General features: G+C 57.6%; 20 protein-coding genes. 3 read left to right on the plus strand and 17 right to left on the minus strand.

Annotated features, from left to right (window positions below; all coding sequences use genetic code 11):
- Window positions 1-50: 50 nt before the first annotated feature.
- The 13 genes from tolB to F8N62_RS04010 all read right to left on the minus strand — a co-directional run bounded on the left by tolB (window position 51) and on the right by F8N62_RS04010 (window position 10,791).
- The gene (gene tolB, locus F8N62_RS03945) at window positions 51-1,319 is read right to left on the minus strand and encodes a Tol-Pal system beta propeller repeat protein TolB (protein ID WP_224791336.1); all 1,269 of its coding nucleotides are present in this window, start codon (window positions 1,317-1,319) and stop codon (window positions 51-53) included.
- A 29-nt stretch (window positions 1,320-1,348) separates the two neighbouring features.
- Window positions 1,349-2,428, minus strand: a complete 1,080-nt coding sequence (gene tolA / locus F8N62_RS03950; protein ID WP_150709731.1) for a cell envelope integrity protein TolA — start codon at window positions 2,426-2,428, stop codon at window positions 1,349-1,351.
- Complete coding sequence (tolR, locus tag F8N62_RS03955; protein WP_162491085.1) at window positions 2,428-2,880, minus strand: protein TolR; 453 nt, start codon at window positions 2,878-2,880, stop codon at window positions 2,428-2,430. Before tolR ends, tolA begins: the two co-directional genes overlap by 1 nt.
- 23 nt (window positions 2,881-2,903) lie before the next feature.
- A complete protein-coding gene (tolQ, locus tag F8N62_RS03960; protein WP_017340467.1) occupies window positions 2,904-3,599 on the minus strand; it encodes a protein TolQ in 696 nt (231 codons plus the stop codon).
- Window positions 3,589-4,056 (minus strand): tol-pal system-associated acyl-CoA thioesterase, encoded by a 468-nt coding sequence (gene ybgC, locus F8N62_RS03965; RefSeq protein ID WP_150709732.1) that lies wholly within the window; start codon window positions 4,054-4,056, stop codon window positions 3,589-3,591. The genes tolQ and ybgC overlap by 11 nt, the downstream gene beginning before the upstream one ends.
- Before the next feature lie 127 nt (window positions 4,057-4,183).
- The gene (ruvB, locus tag F8N62_RS03970; protein WP_056741402.1) at window positions 4,184-5,245 is read right to left on the minus strand and encodes a Holliday junction branch migration DNA helicase RuvB; all 1,062 of its coding nucleotides are present in this window, start codon (window positions 5,243-5,245) and stop codon (window positions 4,184-4,186) included.
- Window positions 5,246-5,863: a Holliday junction branch migration protein RuvA gene (gene ruvA / locus F8N62_RS03975; RefSeq protein ID WP_150709733.1), complete on the minus strand. Its 618-nt coding sequence runs from the start codon at window positions 5,861-5,863 to the stop codon at window positions 5,246-5,248.
- Window positions 5,864-5,977: 114 nt separating this feature from the next.
- Window positions 5,978-6,502, minus strand: coding sequence for a crossover junction endodeoxyribonuclease RuvC (gene ruvC, locus F8N62_RS03980; RefSeq protein WP_054044997.1), 525 nt, complete (start codon window positions 6,500-6,502; stop codon window positions 5,978-5,980).
- A gap of 121 nt (window positions 6,503-6,623) precedes the next feature.
- On the minus strand, window positions 6,624-7,370 hold the full coding sequence (locus tag F8N62_RS03990; protein ID WP_008072427.1) for a YebC/PmpR family DNA-binding transcriptional regulator: 747 nt from the start codon (window positions 7,368-7,370) through the stop codon (window positions 6,624-6,626).
- Window positions 7,371-7,488: 118 nt separating this feature from the next.
- A complete protein-coding gene (gene aspS, locus F8N62_RS03995; protein ID WP_150709735.1) occupies window positions 7,489-9,264 on the minus strand; it encodes an aspartate--tRNA ligase in 1,776 nt (591 codons plus the stop codon).
- A 107-nt stretch (window positions 9,265-9,371) separates the two neighbouring features.
- Window positions 9,372-9,593, minus strand: a complete 222-nt coding sequence (locus F8N62_RS04000; RefSeq protein WP_010457489.1) for an FmdB family zinc ribbon protein — start codon at window positions 9,591-9,593, stop codon at window positions 9,372-9,374.
- A 135-nt stretch (window positions 9,594-9,728) separates the two neighbouring features.
- Entirely contained in the window at window positions 9,729-10,064 is a 336-nt protein-coding gene (locus tag F8N62_RS04005; RefSeq protein WP_150709736.1) for a ribbon-helix-helix domain-containing protein, read from the minus strand.
- 256 nt (window positions 10,065-10,320) lie between these two features.
- Entirely contained in the window at window positions 10,321-10,791 is a 471-nt protein-coding gene (locus F8N62_RS04010) for a Dps family protein (RefSeq protein ID WP_150709737.1), read from the minus strand.
- 308 nt (window positions 10,792-11,099) lie between these two features.
- Between F8N62_RS04010 and F8N62_RS32110 the strand changes: the two genes are divergently transcribed.
- Window positions 11,100-11,702, plus strand: a complete 603-nt coding sequence (locus tag F8N62_RS32110) for a cold-shock protein (RefSeq protein WP_017340476.1) — start codon at window positions 11,100-11,102, stop codon at window positions 11,700-11,702.
- Between the two features lie 61 nt (window positions 11,703-11,763).
- On the opposite strand, the gene F8N62_RS04020 is transcribed toward F8N62_RS32110, so the two are convergent.
- Window positions 11,764-11,970 carry a SlyX family protein gene (locus tag F8N62_RS04020; protein WP_008147392.1) on the minus strand — a complete coding sequence of 69 codons (207 nt, stop codon included), beginning with the start codon at window positions 11,968-11,970 and terminating at the stop codon, window positions 11,764-11,766.
- A gap of 3 nt (window positions 11,971-11,973) precedes the next feature.
- Window positions 11,974-12,399: an HIT domain-containing protein gene (locus F8N62_RS04025; protein ID WP_150709738.1), complete on the minus strand. Its 426-nt coding sequence runs from the start codon at window positions 12,397-12,399 to the stop codon at window positions 11,974-11,976.
- Window positions 12,400-13,304: 905 nt separating this feature from the next.
- Here F8N62_RS04025 and F8N62_RS04030 point away from each other — a divergent pair.
- Window positions 13,305-14,648 (plus strand): OprD family porin, encoded by a 1,344-nt coding sequence (locus F8N62_RS04030; RefSeq protein ID WP_150709739.1) that lies wholly within the window; start codon window positions 13,305-13,307, stop codon window positions 14,646-14,648.
- Window positions 14,649-14,725: 77 nt separating this feature from the next.
- On the opposite strand, the gene F8N62_RS04035 is transcribed toward F8N62_RS04030, so the two are convergent.
- Both F8N62_RS04035 and F8N62_RS04040 read right to left on the minus strand, forming a co-directional pair.
- Complete coding sequence (locus F8N62_RS04035) at window positions 14,726-15,568, minus strand: mechanosensitive ion channel family protein (RefSeq protein ID WP_150709740.1); 843 nt, start codon at window positions 15,566-15,568, stop codon at window positions 14,726-14,728.
- 18 nt (window positions 15,569-15,586) lie between these two features.
- Window positions 15,587-16,072 carry a YajQ family cyclic di-GMP-binding protein gene (locus F8N62_RS04040; protein ID WP_028621905.1) on the minus strand — a complete coding sequence of 162 codons (486 nt, stop codon included), beginning with the start codon at window positions 16,070-16,072 and terminating at the stop codon, window positions 15,587-15,589.
- 140 nt (window positions 16,073-16,212) lie between these two features.
- Between F8N62_RS04040 and F8N62_RS04045 the strand changes: the two genes are divergently transcribed.
- A complete protein-coding gene (locus F8N62_RS04045; protein ID WP_150709741.1) occupies window positions 16,213-17,130 on the plus strand; it encodes a putative 2-dehydropantoate 2-reductase in 918 nt (305 codons plus the stop codon).
- Window positions 17,131-17,136 lie beyond the last annotated feature (6 nt).

The raw sequence follows: 17,136 nt of genomic DNA on the forward strand, positions 1-17,136 counted from the left end.
TGAAACTCCTAATGAACCCCAGTGTTTTAAGTGAAACGTGTAGCGCCGCGTCAGTTCAGGTAAGGGGACCAGGAAGGTTCTCTGACTTCGCCTTGTGCGGTAGGAAGCGGGAGCCTTACGCGTCCATTAATGGACACGAGCATCAAGACTCCCCGGCCCTGCTGGCGGGTGGCGTAGATTACCATGGTGCCGTTGGGCGCAACAGTAGGCGACTCGTCCAGAGTGCTATCAGTGAGGATTTTTACGCTTCCGCGCTGCAAATCCTGGGCCGCCACCTTGAAATTAGTGAAGCCATCCTGGCGGTGAATCATCACCAGGGTCTTTTCATCAGCCGAAAGCTTGGGGTTGGCGTTGTAGTTACCAATAAAGGTCACACGTTCCGCACCGCCACCACCGACGCTGGTTTTGTAGATCTGAGGCTTGCCGCCACGGTCGGAGGTGAAGTAGATGGTCGAACCATCCTTGCCCCAGAACGGTTCGGTGTTGATGCCGGGACCATTGGTGACGCGAGTGATCTGACGCGAACCCAGGTTCATCACGTAGATGTCCGGGTTACCGTCTTTGGACAGTACGAACGCCAGGCGATTGCCATCCGGCGACCAGGCTGGCGCACCATTCAGGCCTTCAAAGTTGGTGATCTGCTCACGGCGACCGGTGTCGATGTTCTGCATGAAGATACGCGGACGCTTCTGCTCGAACGAGACATAAGCGATGCGTTTGCCATCCGGTGCGAAACGCGGCGACAGGATCGGCTCACGCGATTGCAGCAGGGTCACGGCGCGGGCACCGTCGTAATCGGAACGCTGCAGCGTGTAGCGCGTGTTCTTCTCGGAGAAACGCTCTGCCGTCACGTACAGCAGACGTGTCGAGAACGCACCTTTGATACCGGTGAGTTTTTCGAACGACTGGTCCGCAATGTAGTGCGACATGTCGCGCAGTTGATCCACGCTGCCCGACACGCTGCCGGTCAGCACTTGCTGCTCGGTGGCGACGTTGAACAAAGCGTATTGAACCTGCAGGCGACCGCCCGCTGGAGCAATGCTGCCGACCATGACGTACTGGGCGCCGAGCGCCTTGAAGTCACGGTAGATGATTTCGCTGGCCTGGCTTGGCTGGCTGATCATGTTCTGTTTCGGAATCGGCGAGTAGTAACCGGAGTTGCGCAGGTCATTGCCGATGATTTCGGCCATGTCGTCCGGCAGCACGCTGCCGCCCTGGTTGCCAAACGGTACTACGGCAATTGGAACTGCCTGGGAGCTACCACTGCTGACCAGGATATTTTTTTCATCTGCGGTGGCCAGGCCTGCAAAGCAGACCATGACTACAAGCAGTCCTCGAAGAAGGTTTCTCACAAGGCTAGATCCTCAGGTGTGAATGTCATCTTGAATGAACGATAGGGTGCGAAATCAGCTGGCTTCAGACCCTGCATTTCGGTCAATCGACCAATATTTTTTACCGCTGCAACCGCCGAGCTGTCGAACGGTACATCACCGCTGGAACGCGCAACCGATACGCCGGAGATTGTTCCGTCAGGCAGCATGTTGATTTGCAGGATCACCTTCATGCCCTTGCGGGCCGACGGTGGCTGCGCCCAACCTTCAGAAGCACGCGAGCGGATCAGATCGTCGAAGTTACCCGCGACTTCATCACCCACCTCATCTGCCAATGCCTGCTGCCGCTCTGGCGTGTCGGAAAGCAAATCTGCCAGGGCCTGGGCCTTCTTGTCTTCGGCGGATTTACGTGCCGCTTCCTGCGATTTCTTCTTCGCAGCATCGGCAGCAGCTTTCTTCTTCGCGTCTTCGGCGACTTTCTTCTTCGCGTCTTCAGCTTCAGATTTTTTCTTGGCGTCGTCCACGGCTTTCTTCTTCGCGTCTTCGACAATCTTTTTCTTGGCTTCTTCAGCGGCCGCTTTCTTGGCCTCTTCTTCAGCTGCTTTCTTGGCTTCTTCTTCAGATTTCTTCTTGGCTATATCAGCCAATTGTTTCTCTTCGACCTTTTTGGCTTCGGCGGTCTTCTTCGCTTCATCGGCTTTCTTGGCTTCATCAGCCTTTTTCGCCTCTTCCGCTTTCTTCGTCTCGTCGGCCTTCTTGGATTCTTCGGCTTTTTGAGCCGCGTCTTCCTTCTTTTGTTCCGCAGCCTTGATCGCTTCCTGTTCGATCTTTTTCTGTTCCATCTGTTCGACTTCGGTCTGACGTGCGGCGGATTTCTTCGCCTCACCCGCAATCTTCTGATTGGTCTGGGTGGTCGCCTGACTTTTCGATTTCAGCTGGTACAGGGTCGCCTGGACAATCGGCTTGGCCGGCGGCAGTTCGGGTGTGAAGGCAAAGCTGACGAACAGCATGCCGAACACCAGCACGTGCAGGACTATCGCCCAGACGCTAGGCCAGAAATAGCTTTCCGAGGCTGTTGGCTCTCGCTGTTGCTGCATCAGGGCGCCTCGGTAATCAGGCCAACGTTACCGACTCCGGCTTTCTGCAACCCGCCCATGGCGCCCATGACGGAACCGTAATCGACGGTCTTGTCGCCGCGGATGAACACCTGGGTGCGCTTGCCGCCTTCAGTACCGGCGCGAATGATCTTGGTCACGGCGTCAGTCATTTGCGGCAAGGTCATTGCCTTGTCCTGCTGCTTTTGCGTGTCGACTTCGCTGCCAAGGTTCCAGTAATAGGTCTTGTCAGCCTTGATCGAAATGGTCAGGACCTGAGTGTTGTTGTCCTGCGGCAAGGCTTCGCTGGAAACCTTGGGCAGATCAACTTTCACGCCCTGATTGAGCATCGGCGCGGTCACCATGAAAATGACCAGCAGCACCAACATCACGTCGATGTAAGGCACTACGTTCATCTCGGCGACCGGCTTGCGCTTTTTGCGAGCTCGAGCGATTAAAGCCATTGGAAATTACCTGCTTATTCTTCGCTGGTGTGCACTTTGCGGTGCAGGATCGCCTGGAATTCGTCGGCGAAGGTGTAGTAACGGCTGATCAGCGTTTCGCTGCGAGCGGCAAAACGGTTGTAAGCGATAACGGCGGGGATGGCGGCGAACAGACCGATCGCGGTGGCGATCAGTGCTTCGGCGATACCGGGAGCCACAGTGGCCAGGGTCGCTTGCTGGGCAGTGGCCAGACCACGGAAAGAGTTCATGATGCCCCAGACCGTACCGAACAGACCGATGTACGGGCTGACGGAGCCGACGGTGGCGAGGAACGGCAGGCTCTGCTCAAGCTTCTCTTCTTCGCGCGAGATGGCCACGCGCATGGCACGGGCCACGCCTTCCATGACCGCTTCCGGGTCTACGCCTGGCTGCTGACGCAGACGGGAGAATTCCTTGAAGCCGGCACGGAAAATCTGCTCGACGCCCGAATCCGGATCAGGATTGCTGCCGGCCTGACGGTAGAGTTTGGACAGGTCGATGCCCGACCAGAAGCGCTCTTCAAAGCTCTCCAGGGCACGTCGACCGGCGCGCAGCAGGTTGCTGCGCTGAAAGATCATGATCCATGAGGTCACCGATGCGGCTACCAGGATCAGCATTACCAGTTGCACCACGATACTGGCATTGCTGACCAGGCTCCACATGGAGGAATGGTCGACGACGTTAGCTTCCACGCTTTATCTCCTGCTTTGAGTGTGTACCCGCGCCGCTCACGTCGGCAAAGGCCGCACGTAGAGCTTCGGGAATGGCCCGGGGTTTCAGACTGTCAGTGCGCACACAGGCCACCAAAAACTGCCCTTCACAGAGCAGCGCATTATCCGTGGCTCGCCTGACCTGCTGTTTAAAGCGCAGGCTGACACGGTTCAATTCGATTACTTCAGCGCTTACCAGCAGTTCGTCGTCCAGTCGCGCCGGCGCGTGGTAACGCGCTTCGCTGGAATGCACGACAAACAACAGGTCCTCACCGGCCAGCTGGGATTGGGCAAAGCCCAGCTCCCGGAGCCGCTCGGTACGAGCCCGTTCCATAAACTTGAGGTAATTGACGTAATACACGATGCCGCCCGCATCGGTGTCCTCGTAATAAACGCGACAACGATGTGCGAACGGCTCAAGCCCGTTTTGCGCGCGCATACTCTAGTGCTTACTCCTCAGGTTGCCAATCCGGCCAGGCAACTGTTTTTCATTGTTCTGCGGCTTTCTCGCGAAAGTACGGTCCTAGGACAGCACAATGCCCGAAAAATCAGCGCGCAAAGGTTAATTAATCGTCCACGGCATCGAGGAACTCGTCTACCACGGGCATCTCGCCCAATCGTGACGGAATGTTTAAACCAAAATGCAGGTACGCATGCCGAGTCACCACCCGCCCCCGCGGGGTGCGCATGATATAGCCCTGCTGGATCAGATAGGGCTCCAGCACGTCTTCAATGGTGTGACGCTCTTCGCTGATTGCCGCCGCCAGACTGTCGACGCCCACCGGCCCGCCGTCGAATTTTTCGATCATGGTCAACAGCAGGCGTCGGTCCTGGTGGTCGAAACCACGCTCATCGACATCCAGCAGGTTCAAGGCGAGATCGGCGATCGGTTTGGTGATGTGACCCTTGGCACGGACTTCGGCAAAATCGCGCACCCGACGCAGCAGCCGGTTGGCGATCCGCGGGGTGCCACGGGCACGGCGGGCGATTTCGAAGGCACCCTCCGGGTCGAGCGGCAGGCCAAGGATAGTCGCCGAGCGGCTGACAATCGTTGCCAGGTCCGCGGTGTTGTAGAACTCAAGACGCTGGACGATGCCGAAGCGGTCACGCAACGGGTTGGTCAGCATACCGGCGCGGGTCGTCGCACCCACCAGCGTGAAGGGCGGCAGGTCCAGCTTGATCGAACGTGCGGCCGGCCCTTCGCCAATCATGATGTCGAGCTGGAAATCTTCCATGGCCGGGTACAGCACTTCCTCGACAATCGGCGACAACCGATGGATTTCATCGATGAACAGCACGTCGTGCGGTTCGAGATTGGTCAGCAGTGCGGCGAGGTCGCCGGGGCGTTCGAGCACCGGGCCGGAGGTGCTTTTGATCGATACGCCCATTTCCTGGGCGATGATGTTGGCCAGGGTGGTTTTACCCAGGCCCGGCGGGCCGAAGATCAGCGTGTGATCGAGCGACTCGTTGCGCCCACGGGCGGCCTGGATGAACAACTCCATTTGTTCGCGAACGGTCGGCTGGCCAATGTACTCGGCCAGGCTGACAGGACGGATCGCCCGGTCCTGGACTTCCTCGCGGTCGCGCGGGCCCGGCGTGGCGGTTATCAGACGATCAGCTTCAATCACTTAGATCATTCCCTTCAGGGCACGACGAATCATGTCTTCACTGCTCAAACCTTTCTCCTTGATCGCGGAAATCGCCTTGCTGGCTTCCTGCGGCTTGTAGCCCAGGGAGATCAGCGCACTGACCGCGTCATTTTCAGCGGTGGCCACCGCGACCTGCGCATCTGGCCCACCCGCCTGATTCGGTACCAGGGCGAACATCGCCGGCACGGTTTCCCAAGCCTTGAAGCGATCCTTGAGTTCCACCAGCAAACGCTCAGCGGTCTTTTTGCCCACGCCCGGCACCCTGGTCAACGCCGAGGTGTCCTGGGATTGTACGCAACGTACCAACTCATCGACTTCCAGACTCGACATCAAAGCCAGCGCCAGTTTCGGCCCTACACCATTGAGACGGATCAATTCGCGAAAAAAGTCTCGCTCACGCTTGCTGGCAAAACCATAGAGTAACTGCGCGTCTTCGCGTACGACCAAATGGGTGTGCAGCGTCAGTGGTTCACCGACCGACGGCAGCCGATACAGCGTGGTCATGGGCACTTCCAGCTCATACCCCAGACCATTTACATCCAGAATCAGGTGCGGCGGCTGTTTCTCAGCCAGTGTGCCGCGCAAGCGTCCAATCACGTTTCAGATCCTTGAGCGTTGGCCAGCGCGGTGCTGGCGACTGACAGAACAAGGGTTTTGCGCCGACAACCCAGGCGCAAAACCCTTGCTCCGTAAAAATGACTGCTGATGCTATCAGAGACGCAGGCGCCCGCCACGACTGCGTGCGGTGCCCAAGCCATGCGGCAACAGGCTGGAACGGGTGTGCGCGTGGCAAATAGCGATCGCCAGAGCGTCCGAGGCATCGATTTGCGGCTTGCTGGTCAGTTTCAACATGTGCATGACCATCATCTGCACCTGTTCTTTGTTTGCCGCGCCGGTCCCGGTCACGGCCTGCTTGACCTGGGTGGCGGTATATTCAGCGATTTCCAGGCTTTCTTCGGCACCGGCCACGATGGCAGCACCGCGCGCCTGCCCCAGTTTCAGGGCAGAGTCGGCATTGCGCGCCATGAACACTTTTTCGATGCCCATGGTCGTCGGGCCGTAGGTCTGGATGACTTCGCGTACGCCGCGATAGACGATTTGCAAACGCTCATGCAACTCGCCGGAGCCTGTGCGGATGCAACCCGATGCCACGTACACGCAGCCACGCCCGGTATCGCGGACCACGCCATAACCGGTGATGCGCGAACCGGGGTCGATGCCAAGAATTAAAGTCATAACTCAATATATGTAGGAGCGAGCTTGCTCGCGATGGACGTTAACGATAACGCGGTTCGCCTGAATGAGCGCGGCGCTCTCAGGTTTTTCGCGAGCGAGCTCGCTCCTACAGGAGACATCCTTAACCGAGCTGGGCGGCAACCGATTCCGGGATATCCGCGTTGGAGTAGACGTTCTGCACGTCGTCCAGGTCTTCCAGCATATCGATCAGCTTGAGGACCTTCTCGGCGCCTTCCAGGTCAAGTTCGGCGCTGGTGGTCGGCAACATCACGATTTCCGCGTCATCACCCTTGAACCCTGCCGCTTCCAGCGCGTTACGCACCGAGTAGAAACCGGCGAACGAGGTGAACACGTCGATGGATCCGTCTTCGTGGGTCACCACGTCATCGGCATCGGCTTCCATCGCCGCTTCCATCAACGCATCCTCGTCCACGCCCGGCGCGAAGGAAATCTGCCCCTTGCGCTCGAACAGGTAGGCCACGGAGCCGTCGGTGCCGAGGTTGCCGCCGCACTTGCTGAACGCGTGACGCACAGCCGCCGCGGTGCGGTTACGGTTGTCGGTCATGCATTCGACCATCACCGCCACGCCGCCCGGGCCGTAGCCTTCGTAGGTCAGCTCGACCATGTCGTCGGTATCGGCAGCACCGGCACCGCGAGCCACTGCGCGATCAATGATGTCGCGGCTCATGTTCGCACCGAGCGCCTTGTCCAGCGCCAGGCGCAGACGTGGATTGGAACCCGGATCGCCGCCGCCCTGACGGGCCGCAACGGTCAGTTCACGAATCCACTTGGTGAAAATCTTGCCCTTCTTGGCATCCTGACGTTCTTTGCGGTGCTTGATGTTCGCCCACTTGGAATGACCCGCCATATCTCGCTCCGAATTCTCTTTGAAACCTTGCCCGCTGCGCACACTGCGCCGGCCAGCAATAAAAAATCTCGACCTGAAAAAAAGGCGCATCCCAAAGGATGCGCCTTTGCGATCAGCCTTACTCGGCCTTCGGCGTTTCGCGCAGACGAATGTGCAGTTCGCGCAATGCCTTGGCATCGACGGCACCCGGTGCCTGAGTCATGACGTCAGCCGCGCTCTGGGTTTTCGGGAATGCAATCACTTCACGGATCGACTGGGCGCCGGTCATCAGCATTACCAGACGGTCCAGACCGAAAGCCAGACCACCGTGCGGCGGTGCGCCGTATTTCAGGGCGTCAAGCAGGAAGCCGAATTTCTCTTCCTGTTCGGCTTCGTCGATACCCAGCAGGCGGAACACCGTCTGCTGCATTTCCTTGCGGTGGATACGGATCGAACCGCCACCCAGTTCGGTACCGTTGAGCACCATGTCGTAGGCACGGGACAGCGCGGTCGCCGGGTTGGCTTCCAGCTCTTCCGGGGTGCATTTCGGCGCGGTGAATGGGTGGTGCAAGGCACTGAAGCTGCCGTCGTCGTTTTCTTCGAACATCGGGAAGTCGACGACCCACATCGGCGCCCACTTGCAGGTCAGCAGGTCCAGGTCGTTGCCAACCTTGATCCGCAGTGCGCCCAGTGCTTCGCTGACGATCTTGGCCTTGTCGGCGCCGAAGAACACGATGTCGCCATCAACTGCGCCAACACGATCGAGGATCACATTGAGGTTGGCTTCAGGGATATTTTTGACAATCGGCGATTGCAGCCCTTCGACGCCTTTCGCGCGCTCGTTGACCTTGATGTACGCCAGGCCCTTGGCACCGTAGATGCCGACGAACTTGGTGTAGTCGTCGATTTGCTTGCGCGGCATGCTCGCTGCGCCCGGAACGCGCAAAGCGGCGATGCGGCATTTCGGATCGTTGGCAGGACCACTGAAGACTTTGAAGTCGACTTCTTTCAGTTGGTCGGCAACGTCAACCAGTTCCAGCGGGTTACGCAGGTCCGGCTTGTCGGAACCGTAACGGCGCATGGCCTCTTCAAAGGTCATGTGCGGGAATTCGCCGAACTCCAGATCCAGCACTTCCTTGAACAGGTTGCGGATCATGCCTTCGGTGAGGCCCATGATGTCTTTTTCATCGAGGAAGCTGGTTTCGATGTCGATCTGGGTAAATTCAGGCTGACGGTCGGCACGCAGGTCTTCATCGCGAAAGCACTTGGCGATCTGGTAGTAACGGTCGAAACCGGCAACCATCAACAGTTGCTTGAACAGCTGCGGCGATTGCGGCAGAGCGAAGAACGAACCGGCATGAGTACGGCTCGGCACCAGATAGTCGCGAGCACCTTCAGGGGTGGCGCGGGTCAGGATCGGCGTCTCGACGTCGAGGAAGCCGTTCTCGTCCAGGTAGCGGCGGATGCTGGTGGTCATGCGCGAACGCAGGCGCAGCTTCTCGAGCATTTCCGGGCGACGCAGGTCGAGGAAGCGATAGCGCAGGCGGGTTTCCTCGCCAACGTCGGAGAACTCGTTGAGCGGGAACGGCGGGGTTTCCGATTCGTTCAGCACTTCCAGCTCGTAGCCCAGCACTTCGATCATGCCCGACGCCATGTTGGCGTTGGTGGCACCGGCCGGACGCAGACGGACCTTGCCGGTGATCTTGACGACGTACTCGCTGCGCACGCGATCGGCGGCGGCGAAGCTCTCGGCGCGGTCCGGGTCGAACACCACCTGGGCCAGACCGTCACGATCACGGATATCGAGGAAAATCACCCCACCGTGGTCACGGCGACGGTGAACCCATCCGCAAAGGGTAATTTCCTGGCCTTCCAGGCTTTCGTTCAGTTGGCCGCAATAATGGCTGCGCATCATGGTCGTGGTTTCACTTCTCGTAATTCGAAATTCGGTTGGAGGCCTTGCGCACATCCAGTGCCGGATGATGCAAGAGCTCGCACGTGTCGTTCAACAGGTTCCAGACCCTAGTCGGCTTTATCGCCGCCGGCCAGATTCTTCTTGGAACCGGTCTTGAAATCGGTTTCGTACCAACCGGTGCCGCTAAGGCGGAAGCCCGGCATGGACAGCATCTTTTTCAGCTCTGGCGCCTGGCAGGCAGGGCAGTCGACCAGCGGTGCAGCGCTGATCTTTTGAATGGCTTCCAACTGATGACCACAGGAAGCACATTGATAGTCGTACATCGGCATGGGGTTGTCTCGGCGATCAGATTGCTACCGCATACACTGGGTTTTGCGGCAAAGAGCGGGATTATATCCATTAAATGCAGCCTGTGCAGCCGTAAGACTGCACAGACCGACACTCGACGCGTTCCGTCACCACGGCTAGGCCATGGCCACGCAATTCCCTTCCTTTAGACTGTGCACAACGCAGACAACCCGGACCAGCCCGCTGAAGTTTTTCACCCCGCCGTGGCGCAAATGCACTTCGCGATCCACGTGGGACAACAACGCGCTGACCGAGCAACAGTTGACCCTGGCCATTTCCGCCAAAATATCCCAATACACCTGCTCAAGCCGCAAACAAGTAGCAAAGCCGTTCAAACGTACTGACCGGGATAATGGCTGGGCCAGCCCCATATCGAACTCACTGACAAACGGATGGGTCCTTACATCCTTGAATCGACCTCTCCCTTCGTTGCGCCTGTCTTCATAAACCATACCGTTGACACTCCTTTGTCATCCCCGATTCTTACAAGAGCCAGGTCGGGCCTTATAAAAGCGCAGGCGCAAAGTTATATCCAGATGACTTTATGACCATCAACGTAGGATAAGCCAACAACTTGAGGCAGATCGTGGAGACCGTCCTAGTCGGGAAATTTTCCTACGCAGCCCGGTACAGAATCATTCGACGGCAGGCGGCTGAACAACAGTGCGCGAATAACGCCGAAAACGGCTCATCCGCGCACTGCAGGCGTTACTGGTCGAGCAAGGAGCGCAGCATCCACGCGGTTTTTTCGTGAACCTGCATGCGCTGGGTCAACAGGTCAGCGGTCGGCTCGTCGCTGACTTTGTCGAGTAGAGGAAAGATTCCGCGCGCTGTACGCGTAACGGCCTCTTGGCCTTCGACAAGTTGCTTGATCATGTCCTCCGCACTGGGCACACCCGATTCTTCCTTGATAGAAGAGAGCTTCGCATAAATCGAATAAGCGCCAGGCGCGGGAAATCCGAGCGCACGAATTCGCTCGGCAATCGAATCGACCGCCAGGGCCAGCTCGTTGTATTGCTCCTCGAACATCAGGTGCAGGGTCCGAAACATGGGACCGGTGACGTTCCAGTGGAAGTTATGGGTTTTCAAATAAAGTACATAAGTGTCCGACAGCAGACGCGAAAGTCCGTCGACGATGGACTTGCGGTCTTCTTCACTGATACCGATATCGATTGCCATGCTTTTCCCCTAAAGGTGATGAATTTCATCCGACAGGTGCAGGACCACTCTAGCAAGCCTGTCGCCGCACCGCAGCCCGGATTGCACCTGAATCCTGCGACAAATCGCCCCCGGTGCACCGCTGGACTCCCTGATTTGAGTAGCCGCCAGCTTTGCTGTTAAATAGACAGTGTGTCGCCAACGCCTATTTTTCCGGGCGCTGCGCATAGGCTGATTCCGGGTGCGTGCCCAACGCCTCTTATTGTTCTGAAGCGAACCGTGCCCGATCAGCTCTTCCTTGTGATCCGTCTTAACGTGAGTTAATCAAAATGTTGAAAATCGTCCACCTGCTAATGGGCGCAGCAGCTTTGCTGCTGTCCTTCATCCCTAGCCTGCGATCCGAAGCTGTTCCTTACCTGCAACAACCCGATGCTCTGTACCTGGCCTTTTTCGGCCTGCTCAACCTTACCCTCGCTCCTGTCATCCCTTACTGGAACAAAGGTCCGCGTCATCAACTGCAAAACCTGGTCAGTGCCCTGCTGGTGCTGACCGTCGTATTGCAAACCCTGACGCTGCTCGCGCCGATGCCTGTCATCGCCGGTCAACCTGCCGTTCTGTTCAGCCTGGTGGCTGCGCTGATTGCCGTTCTTCTGCACCTGGCCATCAGCTTCTACAAATCGTCACCGGCCACCGCCTCGCCAAGCTACGACATGAGCAACCGCGATACCGGCACTGTGAAGTGGTTCAACACGTCCAAAGGCTTCGGGTTTATTTCCCGTGACTCCGGCGATGATATTTTCGTGCATTTCCGGGCCATTCGTGGCGAAGGCCATCGCGTCCTGGTGGAAGGCCAGCGCGTGGAGTTCTCTGTGATGAATCGTGACAAAGGCCTGCAAGCCGAAGATGTGATCGCCGCACTGCCGCGACGCTGATCCAAGGCTAAAAAAAACCGCGAACAGCCTGGCTGCTCGCGGTTTTTTTACGTCCGTGCATTTAGTAGTGCGGCGGCGGTGCTTCTTCTTCAAACGTTTCGAACTGCCCGGCCATCTCTTCCTGGCGCTTGAGTAACGCGGCCATCTGCAATTGCAGGCGCTCGACTGCACGCTGCTGCGTCGCCAGCACGTCGCTCAGGGCCTGAATGGTGTCATCCTGAAACGCCAGCTGGCTCTCCAGGTCGGTAACGCGTGCTTCCAGGCTCATGACTCAACCCTCCAGAAACGTGAAGTCTTCAGTTAATACCAGGCGCAACCGCTCGCGAATCGCCGAAACCTGCTCCGCACTGTAAGGCGCAGCGGGATGCTTGCCCCACACGGGAGCTGGCCAGGCGGCGTCCGCGCGTTTGCGCACAATGACGTGCATATGCAACTGACTGACCACGTTGCCCAGAGCCGCGACATTCAGCTTGTCCGCGTCGAACGAGTCTTTGAGCAGCTCTGCCAGCGCAGTGGTTTCCTGCCACAGCTGCTGCTGATCGGCGACACCCAACTGAAATATCTCGCTGATATCTTCGCGGCGTGGCACCAGGATGAACCAGGGGTAGCTCGAGTCATTGGACAACAGCAGCCGGCACAGCGGGAAATCCCCGATTGGCAGGGTGTCTTGTTGAAGTCGTGGATCTAAAGCGAACACTGCGCGCACTCCCGTCAGGTGAACAATTTCAGCTTAGCGCCCATCCCGAGGGACGGCGCACCAAGCGACAGGACGGCAGCATACCTGCGAAAGCCCCCCGCTTCACGGCGAACCACCTTGCCGAGCATGCCGGGAAAAAAATACGCGCCCTGACATGTGACATTTTCCACAAGGCCGCACCATTACAGAACCAGTGATCATCGCCGAACTGCTGAAATGATCGTCGGACAGCATTCGAGACGCATCCGCCGAGCAGGCACGCTGTATGAAATCAGTACAGCGTTTAAAATTTTTTGCACCAAAACCGCACAGTGCGTCTACGCTCAGTGCGTCGGGCATCCGCCAACTACTCACTGGAGGGGTGAACCGGTAACGTTTTCGGTTGTCGCGCAGTCGACCAGGAAGGTTCAACACGATGCAAACCATGGCGTCAAGCCCCATCAAAAGGTGCTTGTAACCCCCGGTTTTATGAGGTTTTTACGGTATCAGGCAGGCGTTCAGAAAAAAAAACAGCGAAAAGCTGATTTGTGCACGCTTGTTGCATTCACACTCACATCGCCTTCAAAGCGTCCGCGGGAAGCGGAAGCTTCGAAGGCTATAAAAATAGCGGCAGGATTGCCCGATGGAGATTCAGACGTTTCACCAAGGACACTCTTTACCGATGCTCAAGCCCAGGAAATACAGCGCTGAAGTTGTCATTCCGATTGAATTGGGGCTGTAAATTTGCGACATCTACCCAGCTGTTTGCGACAGGGTCGTAAAGAAGCTGAAAGGTTAGAAGCGCAAGTATCGCCAACATGGTCGGCGTGATATAAGTTTGCGCCGACACAAAAAGAAAGAGCCGCCCAGATAATAAAACAGGTGGGACGGCAGTACTCTTCTAAAAACCAAAGGAGCAAATCACGATGCGCGTGATGAAGTGGAGCATGATCGCACTGGCAGTTGCAGCAGCCGCCGGTACTCAAGTGGCTACGGCCGCACCTTTCGTAAGTGACCAGGCTGAAGCCAAAGGTTTTGTTGAAGACAGCTCGCTGAACTTGCTGGTTCGCAACTACTACTTCAACCGTGACAACAAAGATGGCGGCAACGACCAGAAAGACTGGACCCAAGGTCTGTGGGGCAATTTCAGCTCCGGTTACACTCAGGGCACTGTAGGCGTTGGCGTTGATGCATTCGGTTACCTCGCCATCAAACTGGACGGTGGCGACGGTACTGGCGGCACTGGCAACATGAGCCGTGATGGCGATGGCGACGTCAATGACAGCCAGGGCAAAGCAGGTGCAGCGGCTAAATTCCGCATCTCCAAAACCGAGCTGAAAGTCGGCGACATGCAGCCAAGCACTGCTCCAGTGTTCGCTGTTGGCGGTTCCCGTATCCTTCCTCAAACTGCCAGCGGTTTCCAACTGCAGAGCAGCGAAGTCAAAGACCTTGACCTCGAAGCCGGTCACTTCTACTCGGCAACCAGCCAGGACCGCAACGCTCGCGACGGCGGCCTGTATGCAACCTACGCTGGTGTAGAAGCCAACTCCATCGACTACTTCGGCGGCAAATACGGCATCACCGACAATCTGAGCGCATCGCTCTACGGCGCCAAGCTGGAAGACGTCTGGAACCAGTACTACGCCAACCTGAACTACACCATTCCAATGGGTGGCGATCAGTCGTTGAACCTGGACGGTAACATCTACAACACCAAAGACACTGGCGATGCCAAAGCCGGTGACATCAGCAACACCACGTTCTCCCTGGCTGCCGCTTTCTCGTTCCTGAAAGCGCACACCGTTACCGTCGCCTTCCAGAAGGTTAACGGTGACACCCCGTTCGACTACATCGGCGTGGGCAAGAACAACCGTGGCGGCGACTCGATCTTCCTCGCCAACTCCATCCAGTACTCTGACTTCAACGCCCCGAACGAGAAGTCGGCCCAGATCCGTTACGATCTGAAAATGGCTGAGTATGGCGTTCCTGGTCTGAGCTTCATGACCCGTTACGTTAAAGGTTGGGACATCGATGGCACCGGTCTGGCTGCCAACAGCCAATACCGCAATGACGACGGTGATCCGCTGTACGGTTCCGATGGCAAGCACAACGAAACCAACTTCGAGGCCAAGTACGTTGTTCAGTCTGGCCCGGCAAAAGACCTGTCCTTCCGTATTCGTCAAGCATGGCACTTCGCTAACGCTGACGAAGGTGAAGGCGACGTGAAAGAGTTCCGTTTCATCGTCGACTACCCGCTGTCGGTTTTGTAATCGCATCCAGTTAGTTTGCGGTAACAAACAAAAAGGCCCATCTTCGGATGGGCCTTTTTTTGTTGCCGGTTTATTGCTTACTGCACCGCAGATTCCTGAACCACTCGAATCACTCGCTGTGGAAACGGGATATCGATACCGGCCGTTTTCAACCGGTCACGGGATTGTTCATTGAACATGAACATTACATCCCAATAATCCGCCGTTTTGACCCACACCCGCAGGGAAACAGTAATCGAACTGTCGCCCAGGGTGGAAATTACCGCCTGCGGAGCCGGCTCAGCCAATATGCGTTCGTCCTTGGCCAGGTCCAGCAACACTTCACGGGCTTTCTGCAAGTCCGCTTCGTAATCAACACCGACATCAAACACCACCTTGCGGGTCGGCTGACGATTAGTGTTGGTGATGATGCCGTTGGACAAGTTACCGTTTGGCACGATGATGGTTTTGTTGTCGCCTGTACGCAGCACGGTGTGGAAGATCTGAATGCTGTCGACGGTTCCGGCAACCCCCTGGGCTTCGATCCAGTCACCGATGCGGAACGGACGGAACAACAGAATCAGCACCCCACCGGCGAAGTTCGCCAGGCTGCCCTGCAAGGCCAGACCGATGGCCAGACCGGCCGCACCGATGGCGGCGACGAACGACGTGGTTTCCACACCGATCATCGACGCGACGCTGACGATCAGTAACACCTTGAGAATGATGTTCGCCAGACTGCTGATAAAGCCTTGCAGCGCCAGGTCGGCGTTACGCAGCGCGAGCAGGCCGCCCAGTTTTTGTGTCACTTTGTTGATCAGCCACCAGCCGATGGCCAGTGTGATGATCGCCAGCAACACGCGGCTGCCGTACTCCATCATCATCGGGATCCAGGCTTGGGACGCCTTGACCAGATTGTCCACTTCAGCATTCAAGTCCATCGAGATTCTCCTGAAAAATCAGTCGCGGAAGTTGTTGAACTGCAGCGGCATGTCAAACGTCTTGGCGCGCAAAGCAGCAATGGCTTCCTGCAAGTCGTCACGCTTCTTGCCGGTGATACGCACTTGTTCACCCTGAATAGAGGCCTGCACCTTGAGTTTGGCGTCCTTGACGTGAGCGACGATTTTCTTCGCCAGCTCTTTGTCGATGCCTTCCTTGAGCACAGCTTCCTGCTTCATCAGCTTGCCCGATGCATAGGCGTCCTTGACTTCAAGGCACTGCACATCGATCTTGCGCTTGACCAGCGCCAGCTTGAGGATCTCAATCATCGCTTCAAGCTGGAAATCGGCTTCAGCGGTCAGGTTGACGGTCAGGTCCTTTTCCTTGAACTCGAAGGTGCCCTTGCCTTTCAGGTCATAACGACGATCGAGTTCCTTGACGGCGTTCTCGACCGCGTTGGTGACTTCGTGTTTGTCCAGTTCGGATACCACGTCGAACGACGGCATGTAATCTCTCCAATAAAGGGCGCGCTCGATCACGATGGAGCACGCCTGGCTTGCGGTTAAAATCCGCGCTGATTATAACGGGTCTTTCCCATCATTCACTGCGAGCCTCCGATGCGCGCCTCAAACAGAGCAAAAAGCTGATGTCCACTCCCTGGCATGTTCTGGGCGCCGGCAGCCTCGGCACCTTGTGGGCGACCCGTCTGTCACGGGCCGGGATGCCCGTCAGGCTGATCCTGCGCGATGAAATGCGCCTGCAGGCCTATCAAAACGCCGGCGGCCTGACGCTGGTGGAGCACGGCGCGGCGACAACCTGGAACGTCCCCGGCGAAACAGCCGACAGCATAGAGCCGATCAACCGCCTGTTGGTCGCCTGCAAAGCCTACGACGCCGAGCAAGCTGTGGCCAGACTGGCGCCGCGCCTGGCACCCGGTGCCGAATTGATTCTGTTGCAGAACGGGCTGGGCAGTCAGGACGCCGTCGCCGCGCAGGTGCCACAGGCGCGCTGCATTTATGCATCGAGCACCGAGGGCGCGTTTCGCGAAGGTGACTGGCGCGTGGTGTTTGCCGGTCACGGTTACACCTGGCTGGGGGACGCCGGTCATCCGGTCGCACCGATCTGGCTGGATGACCTGAGCGCCGCCGGGATTCCCCACGAGTGGAGTACCGACATTCTGACCCGGTTGTGGCGAAAACTGGCGCTCAACTGTGCAATCAACCCGCTGACGGTGCTGCATGATTGCCGTAACGGCGGGTTACAGGATCATCATTGCGCCGTCGCCACCCTGTGCGGCGAACTGGCCGAGTTGCTCGAGCGCTGCGGCCAGCCGGCTGCAGCCGAGGATCTGCAGCAGGAAGTCGAGCGGGTGATCCACGCCACTGCCGCCAATTACTCTTCGATGTATCAGGACGTTGCCAGCCGGCGCCGCACCGAAATCAGTTATCTGCTGGGCTACGTCTGCAAAGTCGCCTCGCGCCACCAGTTGAACCTGCCGCACCTCAATCAGCTGGAACAACGGCTGATCCGCCATCTGCACAGCCTTGGATTGCCCAGCGACTGAGCAGCG

Origin of the sequence: Pseudomonas fluorescens (genome assembly GCF_902497785.1) — a bacterium.
Lineage (GTDB): Bacteria > Pseudomonadota > Gammaproteobacteria > Pseudomonadales > Pseudomonadaceae > Aquipseudomonas > Aquipseudomonas fluorescens_BO.